The organism is Micromonospora sp. NPDC005298 (assembly GCF_040607375.1).
Taxonomy (GTDB): domain Bacteria; phylum Actinomycetota; class Actinomycetes; order Mycobacteriales; family Micromonosporaceae; genus Micromonospora.
In genome coordinates this window covers 20,770-30,572 of sequence record NZ_JBEXGP010000039.1, presented here as the reverse complement: position 1 = coordinate 30,572, position 9,803 = coordinate 20,770, and the positions used below count along the sequence as shown (strand labels likewise).

The window sequence follows — 9,803 nt, the reverse complement described above, 5'->3', positions numbered from 1 at the left end:
CGCCGACTGGATCGCCACCCGCGGCTACGCCACCAACTGACCACCAGCACACACAAACGCGAAAGGGCCGGACCCCACCACGGGGCCCGGCCCTTCCGGCATGACCGGGTCAGAGTTCGCTGCCCGCGCGGGCCGGCTCGGCGTCGGGGGCCGGCGAGGTGGGCTCGATCCGGTGGGCCCGTCGCCGCAGCCACCAGGTGCTGGCGAGGCCGGCGAGCACCGCGAGGGCCAGCCCGGCCCAGGAGATGTCCTTGAGCCAGTGCTCGGCGGCCCGACCGACGCTGAACAGCAGGTAGGTGGTGCCGAACGCCCACACCAGCCCACCGGCGGCGTTGGCGAGCAGGAAGCGGCGGTACGGCACGTGCAGTGCCCCGGCGAGTGGTCCGGCCAGGATCCGCAGCAGCGCCACGAACCGGCCGAAGAAGACCGCCCACACGCCGTACCGGGCGAAGCTCTGCTCGGCTCGGACGAGTTGGGCGGGGCCGAGGTGGCGGGGGAAGCGCCGGCCCAGCCGGGTGAGCAGGGGACGTCCACCTCGGCGGCCCACCGCGTACCCGATGGAGTCGCCGACGATCGCGCCGGTGGCCGCCGCGGTGGCCACCCACTCCGGCTCGACCACCCCGGTGGCGGCGAGCAGGGCGGAGCTGACCAGGACGATCTCGCCGGGCAGGGGAACTCCCATGCTCTCGACGCCGATCACTCCGCCGACGAGCAGGTAGACCGCGATGGGTGGCAGGGACTCGAGCCAGTGCTGGACGTCGAACACAGTGGACCCCTTCCCCTGCCGGGCCTCGAACCCTACCCGCGGCGGACCTTTCGTACGTGCCGTCGCGGCGCGGCCCGGGATCGGCCGCACACACCGTAGGGCGTCCTAGGAGGCTAGGGATAAGGATGAACCCGCCCTGGCTTGCACATCTAGCAAGACGGACGTACGGTTTTGTTGAGAGCGGAATCGGCGGTAAGTGTCACCTAACCTCGGCGGCGCCCCGACCGGTGCGACACACTGCTCAGGACTACTCACGGTCGCTGGTGTGAAGGAGTACGACGTGGCGAGCCTCGACACCTTCGGTGCGAAGACCCAGCTACGCGTCGGAGACGCGAGCTACGAGATTTTCAGGATCGACAAGGTGGACGGCCACGACCGGCTGCCGTACAGCCTGAAGGTCCTGCTGGAGAACCTGCTGCGGACCGAGGACGGCGCGAACATCACCGCCGACCACATCCGCCAGCTCGGCGGATGGGATCCCACCGCCGACCCGAGCGTGGAGATCCAGTTCACCCCGGCGCGGGTGCTCATGCAGGACTTCACCGGCGTGCCCTGCGTGGTCGACCTGGCCACCATGCGCGAGGCGGTGCGTGACCTGGGCGGCGACGCCACCAAGGTCAACCCCCTCGCCCCCGCCGAGCTGGTCATCGACCACTCGGTGATCGCCGACCTGTTCGGCCGCGAGGACGCGTTCGCCCGCAACGTCGAGCTGGAGTACGAGCGCAACAAGGAGCGCTACCAGTTCCTGCGCTGGGGTCAGACGGCGTTCAACGAGTTCAAGGTCGTCCCCCCGGGCACCGGCATCGTGCACCAGGTCAACATCGAGTACCTGGCCCGTACGATCATGGAGCGCAACGGCCAGGCGTACCCGGACACCGTGGTCGGCACCGACTCGCACACCACGATGGTCAACGGCCTGGGCGTGCTGGGTTGGGGCGTCGGCGGCATCGAGGCCGAGGCCGCGATGCTGGGACAGCCGGTCAGCATGCTCATCCCCCGCGTGGTGGGCTTCAAGCTGTCCGGCGAGATGCCCGCCGGCACCACCGCCACCGACCTGGTGCTGACCATCACCGAGATGCTGCGCAAGCACGGCGTGGTCGGCAAGTTCGTCGAGTTCTACGGCCCCGGCGTGAGCGCCGTGCCGCTGGCCAACCGGGCCACCATCGGCAACATGTCCCCCGAGTACGGCTCCACCGTGGCGATCTTCCCGATCGACGCCGAGACCATCCGCTACCTGGAGCTGACCGGCCGGGACGCCGCGCAGGTCGCGCTCGTCGAGGCGTACGCCAAGGAGCAGGGCCTCTGGCACGACCCGGACGCCGAGCCGGAGTACTCCGAGCGCCTGGAGCTGGACCTGGGCTCCATCGAGCCGTCGCTCGCCGGCCCGAAGCGCCCGCAGGACCGGGTGCCGCTGGGCGCCGCCAAGACGCTGTTCCGCTCCGCCCTGACCGACTACGTCGCCGACGACTCCGTCGGTGAGCGCGACCTCAAGCCGGGCGTGCCCCGCGAGGAGCTGCCGCGCGGCGCCAACGGTCCGGCCGACGAGGCAAGCGCCGAGTCGTTCCCGGCCAGCGACCCGCCCGCCAACGACTTCAGCGACCCGGCCGACGAGCCGCGCGACCTGGAGACCGCGGCGGTCGGTGCGGGTGGCCGGGCCACCAACCCGGTCCAGGTCACCGGCGCCGACGGCGTCGAGTACGAGCTGGACCACGGCGCGGTGGTGATCGCCGCGATCACCTCCTGCACCAACACGTCCAACCCGCAGGTGATGATCGGGGCGGCCCTGCTGGCCCGCAACGCCGTGGAGAAGGGCCTGACCCGCAAGCCGTGGGTGAAGACCACCCTGGCGCCGGGCTCCAAGGTCGTCATGGACTACTACGAGCGGGCCGGCCTCACGCCGTACCTGGACAAGCTCGGCTTCAACCTGGTCGGCTACGGCTGCACGACCTGCATCGGCAACTCGGGCCCGCTGCCCGAGGAGGTGTCCGCGGCGGTCAACGAGCACGACCTGTCGGTCGTGTCGGTGCTGTCGGGCAACCGGAACTTCGAGGGCCGGATCAACCCGGACGTCAAGATGAACTACCTGGCGTCCCCGCCGCTGGTGGTCGCCTACGCCCTGGCCGGCACGATGGACATCGACCTGGCCAACGAGCCGATCGGTGAGGACAGCGACGGCAACCCGGTCTTCCTGCGCGAGATCTGGCCGAACAGCGCCGAGATCCAGGACGTCATCGCCCAGGCGATCGGCGCGACCGGGTTCAGCGCCGCCTACGCCGACGTGTTCGCCGGTGACGAGCGGTGGCAGTCGCTGCCCACCCCGACCGGCGACACCTTCGCCTGGGCCGACGACTCCACCTACGTGCGTAAGCCCCCGTACTTCGAGGGGATGCAGCAGGAGCCGAGCCCGGTCGTCGACATCGCCGACGCGCGGGTGCTGGCCAAGCTGGGTGACTCGGTGACCACCGACCACATCTCGCCGGCCGGTTCGATCAAGGCCGACTCCCCCGCCGGCACGTACCTGGCCGAGCACGGTGTGCCGCGGCACGAGTTCAACTCGTACGGCTCACGCCGGGGCAACCACGAGGTGATGATCCGGGGCACGTTCGCGAACATCCGGCTGCGCAACCAGCTGGTGCCGGGTGTGGAGGGCGGCTTCACCGTCAACCACCTCACCGGCGAGCAGTCCTCGATCTACGACGCCTCGATGGCGTACCAGGAGGCCGGCATCCCGCTGGTCATCCTGGCCGGCAAGGAGTACGGCTCGGGCTCGTCGCGGGACTGGGCGGCCAAGGGCACCATGCTGCTGGGCGTCCGGGCGGTCATCGCCGAGTCGTACGAGCGGATCCACCGTTCGAACCTGATCGGCATGGGTGTGCTGCCGTTGCAGTTCCCGGTGGACACCACCGCCGAGTCGCTCGGTCTGAGCGGCACGGAGACGTTCACCATCACCGGTGTGACCGCGCTCAACGACGGCGAGACCCCGCGTACCGTGCGGGTCAGCACCGACACCGGCGTGGAGTTCGACGCGGTGGTGCGGATCGACACCCCCGGTGAGGCGGACTACTACCGGCACGGTGGCATCCTGCAGTACGTGCTGCGCCGCATGATCGCTAACTGACGTACCGACGTCACCAGGCTCCCTCCCGCCCCGGCGGGAGGGAGCCTGCGTCGTTTCCGGGCCGTTCGTCACCGCCCGCGATTCCACCGACCGGACGCTAGCGACCGAGGCCATCCGCCCGGTCGAGTAGCGCACGGCCCTCGGCCGTCGAACCGGCCATCCCAGCGGCCTCCCGGAACAGCGCGGCGGCCCGCAGCCGGTCACCCTGCCGGGCGACCAGATCGGCCCGCACCGCCACGGCGAGCGGGTTGCCGTCCAGCCCTCCCCCGGCCTGCGCCGCGTCGAGCAGGCCCAGCCCGGCGTACGGCCCGTACGCGTAGCCGTGTGCGACAGCGCGGTTGAGCGCGATCACGGGTGAGGGCCGGATGCCGATCAGCGCGTCGTAGGCCTGTGCGATCGCCGGCCAGTCGGTGGCGTCGGAGGACGGTGCGGTGGCGTGGCAGGCGGCGATCCGGGCCTGCCAGGCGTACGGCCCGTCGTGGCGTACCCGAGAAAGGGCGTCCAGGCCCTCGGCGATGGCCGCACGGTCCCACCGTGCGCGATCCTGCCGTTGCAGGGTGAGCAGGTTGCCCGCGGCGTCCCGGCGGGCGTCGCGGCGGGAGTGCTGGAACAGGACCAGCGCCAGCAGCGCGGCCACCTCGGACTGCTCCGGCATCAACCGGTCGAGCAGCCGGGCCAGCCGGACCGCCTCGTCGGCGAAGGCCGGCTCGCCGTCGACGACGTAGCCCCTGGTGAACAGCAGGTACAGCACGGCGAGGACGCCGGGCAGCCGCTCGGTCAGCGCCTGCCCGCTGGGCACCCGGTACGGAATGCCGGCCTGCGCGATGCGGGTCCTGGCCCGGGTCAGCCGTCGGGTCATTGTCGACTCGTTGACCAGCAGGAGTCGTGCGATGTCACCGGTCGGGACGCCGCAGACGGTTCGCAGCGTCAGCGCCACCCGGGCGTCGATCGCCAGCGCCGGGTGGCAGCAGGTGAAGATCAGGCGCAGGCGGTCGTCCACCACGTCCTCCGGCATCTCCGGGTCGGGCTGCCCCTCGGGCGGCGTGAGCAGCGCCAAATCGTGCAGCTTGCGGCGTTCAACGGTGGCTCGTCGCAGCACGTCGAGCGCCCGGTTGCGGGCCACCGTCATGAGCCAGCCGCCCGGGTTGGCCGGCACGCCGTCGGCTGGCCAGCGCTCCAGGGCGACGGCCAGCGCCTCCTGGGCGCAGTCCTCGGCCAGCGCCCAGTCCCCGGTCACCCGGATCAGGGTCGCGACAATCCGGGGGTACGCCTCGACGCTGGCGTCGCCGACGGCCTGCGCCGCCGCAGCCGCCACCGCGCCGGCCGGTGCGGGGGCCGCCGCGCCCGCCGGTGCGGGCGGGCGTACCGGCCGGCGCTGCGGTGTGGACAACCCGGTCAGGCGGACAGGTCCGCGAACGGGCGCAGTTCCAGCCGCCCCTCCCGCGCCATCGGGTGCGTCCGCGCCACCTCGATCGCCTCGTCCAGATCCGCGCAGTCGAGCAGGTCGAAGCCCACGATCACCTCCACGGTCTCCGCGAACGGCCCCTCGGAAACGAGCAGCTCACCGCCGCGTACCCGGACCGTGGTGGCCGCGGTGGTGGGCGCCAGCACGTTGCCGGTGAGGCGGCGACCACGGGTGTCGTTGTCCGCCACCCACTTGTAGATGTCGGGAAGTTCCGTCGGGTCGTTGTCCGGCTCGGTGTCGCTGCAAACGAACATCATGTACTTCATCTGGTCGCTCCCTGGTTTCTCGGGGTGTCGCCAGCATGACGATCGGGCGGGAGCGTTCCGGACACCTTCCCTCAGGAAATCCCGGTCAGTTTCCTCCGGCGGCGCGGCGGCGGGCCTCGCGGGTCTTCATGGCGTGCTCCATCAGCGTGACGAGCACCTCCTTGCTGGATTCCCGCTGCCGGGCGTCGCAGAGCAGCACCGGCACGCCCGGGTCCAGGTTCAGCGCGGTCTGCACCTCGTCGAGCCGGTACGTCCGGGCGCCCTCAAAGCAGTTCACCGCGACCACGAACGGCGTGCCCCGACCCTCGAAGTAGTCGATCGACGGGAAGCAGTCGGCGAGCCTGCGGGTGTCGGCCAGCACCACCGCGCCGATCGCCCCCAGAGCCAACTCGTCCCAGACGAACCAGAACCGGTCCTGGCCGGGCGTGCCGAACAGGTACAGCACCAGGTCGTCGCTGATGGTGATGCGACCGAAGTCCATGGCCACCGTGGTGGTGGTCTTGCCCTCCACCCCGGACAGGTCGTCGATGCCGACCCCCGACTCCGTCAGCACCTCCTCGGTGCGCAACGGTCGCGTCTCGCTCACCGCGCCGACCATGGTGGTCTTACCCACGCCGAACCCACCTGCCACCAGGATCTTGATCGCGGTGGGCAGTGGGGGGGCTCCCGCCGGCCGGTCAGAGTGCCCGTAGTCCATTGATAACCGCCTCGAAGATGCTGTTGTCGGGAAGACCGGCCGTGGTCTGCGGCTCGCGTACCTGCACCAGGCTGCGGGCCGCCAGATCACCGAGGAGCACCCGAATGGTGCCCACCGGCAGGTCGAGATGGGCGGCGATCTCGGCGACGGACTGTATGCGTTGGCACAGCCCGACGATCGCCAGATGTTCCGGGCCGATACCGACCTCCGGCGTGACCTCGGCTCGGGTCGCGGTGACCAGGGAGATCAGGTCGAACGTGCCGGTGACGGGGCGGGCCCGACCGCGCGTCATGGCGTACGGGCGCACGACCGGACCCGCATGGTCATCCACCCACTGATGGTCCGCTGCCTCACCCTGCACCGTCATGCCGCTACCTCTCGCTGGCCGGCTGCTCAGCTCCCCGCGACGGGGATGCGACGTACTTGCCGACGCGGGTGACGAGCATCGCCATCTCGTAGGCGATCAGGCCGACGTCGGCGTCCTCGCTGGCCAGCACCGCCAGACAGGCGTTGCGGCCGGCCGCGGTGACGAACAGGAACGACGACTGCATCTCGATGATGGTCTGCTGCACCTGCCCGCCACCGAAGCGCTTACCGGCGCCCCGGGCCAGGCTCTGGATGCCCGCCGCCATCGCTGCGAGGTGCTCGCCGTCGTCCCGGCTCAGCCCCCGGGAGGCGGCCATCAGCAGGCCGTCGCTGGAGAGGGCGACCGCGTGCTCCGCCTGTTTCACCCGGCCCACCAGGTCATCCAGCAACCACGTCAGGTCGGCACTCGAAGCCGTCTTCTGGGCCACTTCGTCGTCCTCTTCTCGCCCGGCGTTGTCGCCGTACTCATCTGGGGTTGACCGTCACGCTGCGCGGAACCGCGTCACCGGCACCCGGTCAGGTCACGTCCGGATCCTCGGCCGGCTCCGGCGTCGCTGCCGGGTGGGCGTCGGAGGCGCCGCCGAGCAGCCGGGCCGCGTCGGTGCGACCACGCCGTGTGCCGGTCTGGTAGGAACTCATCATCTTGCGCACCTGCTCCGGCTGGCGCACCACGTCGTCGTGGTCGCTCTCCGTCGCGGGCTCGTCGCGCAACTCCGGCACGATGCTCGCCTGCCGCACCCGGACCGGCAGGCCCGTGTTCGTCCGGTCCGCCTCGGCACGGTCCGGTCCGGGGCTGTCGTCACCGTTCACGTCCGACTCCGTGGGGTCCGTGCCGGCCGTCGGCCGGGTGCCGTTGACCGCGGGCAGGCCGGTGGGCAACGTCGGGCCCTCCAGTGCGGGCTGCCCCTGGGTGCGGCGGACCCGGGTGGGAAGCTCCGGCGTCCCGGTGGCCGGCGTCGTCCGCCGCCGGGTGGGCAACGCGTCGGCCTCGGCGCCGTCGGCCTGGTCCGTCCCGGTGGCGGTCTGCGCCTCGGTCGTGGCCTGCGGCACGTCCGAGTCGGGCGTTTTCGGTGCGGTCGGCCGCGCGGCCAGCGCCACTGGGGCCGGGCGGACACTGTCGGAGGGGGCGGGAGACCCCGCGGGCAGCGGGATCGCCGGCGAACCGGTCCGGATCCCGCCTGAGGTCTCCGCGTCCGCGGCCTCCGTGATCAGCTCCGCCGGGATCAGCACGACCGCCGTGGTGCCGCCGTACGCCGACTCCTTGAGCCGGACCCGCACGCCGTGCCGCTCGGTCAGCCGGCTCACCACGTAGAGCCCGAGCCGCGCGGCGTTGGCGAGGTTCAGCTCCGACTGGTCGACGATGCGGTCGTTCGCGGCGGCCAGGTCGTCCTCGCTCATCCCGAGGCCCCGGTCCTCGATCTCGATGGCGAAACCGTTGGCCACCAGCTGACCGCGAACCTCCACTGTGGTGTGCGGCGGGGAGAACGACAGACCGTTCTCGATCAACTCGGCGAGCAGGTGGATGACGTCGCCGACCGCACGGCCGGCCAGCGAGACCGGGCCGAGCGGCAGCACGTTGACCCGCGTGTAGTCCTCGACCTCGGCCACCGCGCCGCGCACCACGTCGACCATCGGCACGTTGCGCCGCCAGGCCCGGCCCGGCGTCGAGCCGGAGAGGACGATCAGGTTCTCCGCGTTACGCCGCATCCGGGTGGCCAGGTGATCGACCCGGAACAGATCCTCCAGCTCCTCCGCGTCGTGCTCGCGCCGCTCCATCGCGTCCAGCAGGGTGAGCTGGCGGTGCACCAGCGCCTGGGTACGCCGGGCCAGGCTGAGGAAGACCTCGCGGACGTTGCGCCGCAGCTCGGCCTGCTCGACGGCGGTCCGCAGTGCGGTCTCCTGCACCGCGTTGAACGCCTTGCTGACCTGGCCGACCTCGTCGTTGCCGAAATCGAGGGGAGGCGCCTCGGTGGCCACGTCGACCTCCTCGCCGCGGCCGAGGCGCTCCACCACCCGGGGCAGCCGCTCGTCGGCGAGCTGCCAGGCGGCCTGGCGCAACCGTTCCAGCTGGCGCAGCAGGGCCCGGGCGGTGGTGATGGAGACGACGATGGAGGCGATGACGGCGAGCAGGCCGAGACCGGCCGCGAGCACCAGCCGGATGACAACCCAGATCGCGACCGGGGTGGCCCGCTGGACCAGCGCGTCCCCACCGGCCAGCACGACGGCCTCCTGCTCCTCCAGAGCGGGAGCGAGGGCCGCCTGCCAGTCGTCGGCACCGACCGGCAGAGGGGCGTTCGGTCGAGCGCTGGAGACCATGCGGTCCTCGAGCGTTCGGAGCTTGGTGAAGGTTGGGCCCTCGGTCATCTGGACGTACCGCTGGCGGTCGGCCTCGGGGAGTTCGGCAAGTGCCTCCGAGACGAGGAACCGTTGCGCGCCGACCAGTTGCGCGAACTGGGCGTACTCCTTGTCGCTGATCCGACCGGCCGCCGAGACGCCGGCGAAGAGCGCGTCCTCCTGCGACATCAGCTCGCGCACGCGTACCAGCCGGGTGAGGGTGACGGTGTCCTTGGCGATCTCCTCGTCGTCGAGCTGGCCCAGGGCCGTGTACACCCGGAACAACGAATCGAGGACCCCGGTGTACGCGGCGGCGGCGGCCGTCCGGTCCACCGACCCGGTGATGACGGCCTCGCGCATCGGACCGAGGCCGTCCAACTGGGCGACCACCTGGTCGATTCGTACAGTCAGCTCGTCGGTCGAGGCGAAGCGCGCACGCCAGCTCCTGGCCGCCGTGGCGAAGTCGGCGGCCCGTTCCTCGGTGCGCTGGCGCTGCTCCTGCAACTGTCGCGCCAGGTCCTGATCGCGGCGTCCGAGGTACGCCACCGACATCCGACGCTCCTGCTGGAGCTCGGTGCGCAGCGATTCGCTCGGTTCGGCGACCTGCGCGTCAAGCGTCTGCACACCGAGCACGTTGAGGCCGTCGCGAAGGGTGACCCATGCCGCGAACGCCCAGAGGGCGGCGAGCGAGACCAGTAGGGCCACGACCTTCGTGCGCAAGCTTGCACTGCGGGAAGCCATCCCCACCCGTCCCTCGCCCATGTCGATTCAGGTTCGATGGACTGAAAGCG

The 9,803-nt window shown here is 71.3% G+C and carries 8 protein-coding genes; 1 reads left to right on the top strand and 7 read right to left on the bottom strand.

Translation table 11 applies throughout. The features are described 5' to 3' along the window. Window positions 1–109 precede the first annotated feature (109 nt). Entirely contained in the window at window positions 110–766 is a 657-nt protein-coding gene (locus ABZS77_RS29400; protein ID WP_354829518.1) for a DedA family protein, read from the bottom strand. A gap of 265 nt (window positions 767–1,031) precedes the next feature. On the opposite strand from ABZS77_RS29400, the gene ABZS77_RS29395 reads away from it, so the two are divergent. After that, a complete protein-coding gene (locus tag ABZS77_RS29395; RefSeq protein WP_354829517.1) occupies window positions 1,032–3,884 on the top strand; it encodes an aconitate hydratase in 2,853 nt (950 codons plus the stop codon). A 97-nt stretch (window positions 3,885–3,981) separates the two neighbouring features. On the opposite strand, the gene ABZS77_RS29390 is transcribed toward ABZS77_RS29395, so the two are convergent. The 6 genes from ABZS77_RS29390 to ABZS77_RS29365 all read right to left on the bottom strand — a co-directional run bounded on the left by ABZS77_RS29390 (window position 3,982) and on the right by ABZS77_RS29365 (window position 9,753). Beyond that, the gene (locus ABZS77_RS29390) at window positions 3,982–5,274 is read right to left on the bottom strand and encodes a sigma-70 family RNA polymerase sigma factor (protein WP_354829515.1); all 1,293 of its coding nucleotides are present in this window, start codon (window positions 5,272–5,274) and stop codon (window positions 3,982–3,984) included. A 5-nt stretch (window positions 5,275–5,279) separates the two neighbouring features. Beyond that, window positions 5,280–5,615, bottom strand: a complete 336-nt coding sequence (locus tag ABZS77_RS29385; RefSeq protein ID WP_354829514.1) for a YciI family protein — start codon at window positions 5,613–5,615, stop codon at window positions 5,280–5,282. Window positions 5,616–5,700: 85 nt separating this feature from the next. Next, window positions 5,701–6,312 carry an ATP/GTP-binding protein gene (locus ABZS77_RS29380; protein ID WP_354829513.1) on the bottom strand — a complete coding sequence of 204 codons (612 nt, stop codon included), beginning with the start codon at window positions 6,310–6,312 and terminating at the stop codon, window positions 5,701–5,703. Then, window positions 6,293–6,679 carry a DUF742 domain-containing protein gene (locus tag ABZS77_RS29375; protein ID WP_179780069.1) on the bottom strand — a complete coding sequence of 129 codons (387 nt, stop codon included), beginning with the start codon at window positions 6,677–6,679 and terminating at the stop codon, window positions 6,293–6,295. The genes ABZS77_RS29380 and ABZS77_RS29375 overlap by 20 nt, the downstream gene beginning before the upstream one ends. Window positions 6,680–6,683: 4 nt before the next feature. Continuing rightward, window positions 6,684–7,106, bottom strand: coding sequence for a roadblock/LC7 domain-containing protein (locus tag ABZS77_RS29370; RefSeq protein WP_354829511.1), 423 nt, complete (start codon window positions 7,104–7,106; stop codon window positions 6,684–6,686). An 88-nt stretch (window positions 7,107–7,194) separates the two neighbouring features. Beyond that, window positions 7,195–9,753 (bottom strand): nitrate- and nitrite sensing domain-containing protein, encoded by a 2,559-nt coding sequence (locus ABZS77_RS29365; protein ID WP_354829510.1) that lies wholly within the window; start codon window positions 9,751–9,753, stop codon window positions 7,195–7,197. Window positions 9,754–9,803 lie beyond the last annotated feature (50 nt).

Excerpts from the sequence above, each read along its gene's own strand:
- ABZS77_RS29385 (WP_354829514.1), bottom strand. The coding sequence starts at position 5,615 with ATGAAGTACATGATGTTCGTTTGCAGCGACACCGAGCCGGACAACGAC.
- ABZS77_RS29380 (WP_354829513.1), bottom strand. The coding sequence starts at position 6,312 with ATGGACTACGGGCACTCTGACCGGCCGGCGGGAGCCCCCCCACTGCCC.
- ABZS77_RS29375 (WP_179780069.1), bottom strand. The coding sequence starts at position 6,679 with ATGACGGTGCAGGGTGAGGCAGCGGACCATCAGTGGGTGGATGACCAT.
- ABZS77_RS29365 (WP_354829510.1), bottom strand. The coding sequence starts at position 9,753 with ATGGCTTCCCGCAGTGCAAGCTTGCGCACGAAGGTCGTGGCCCTACTG.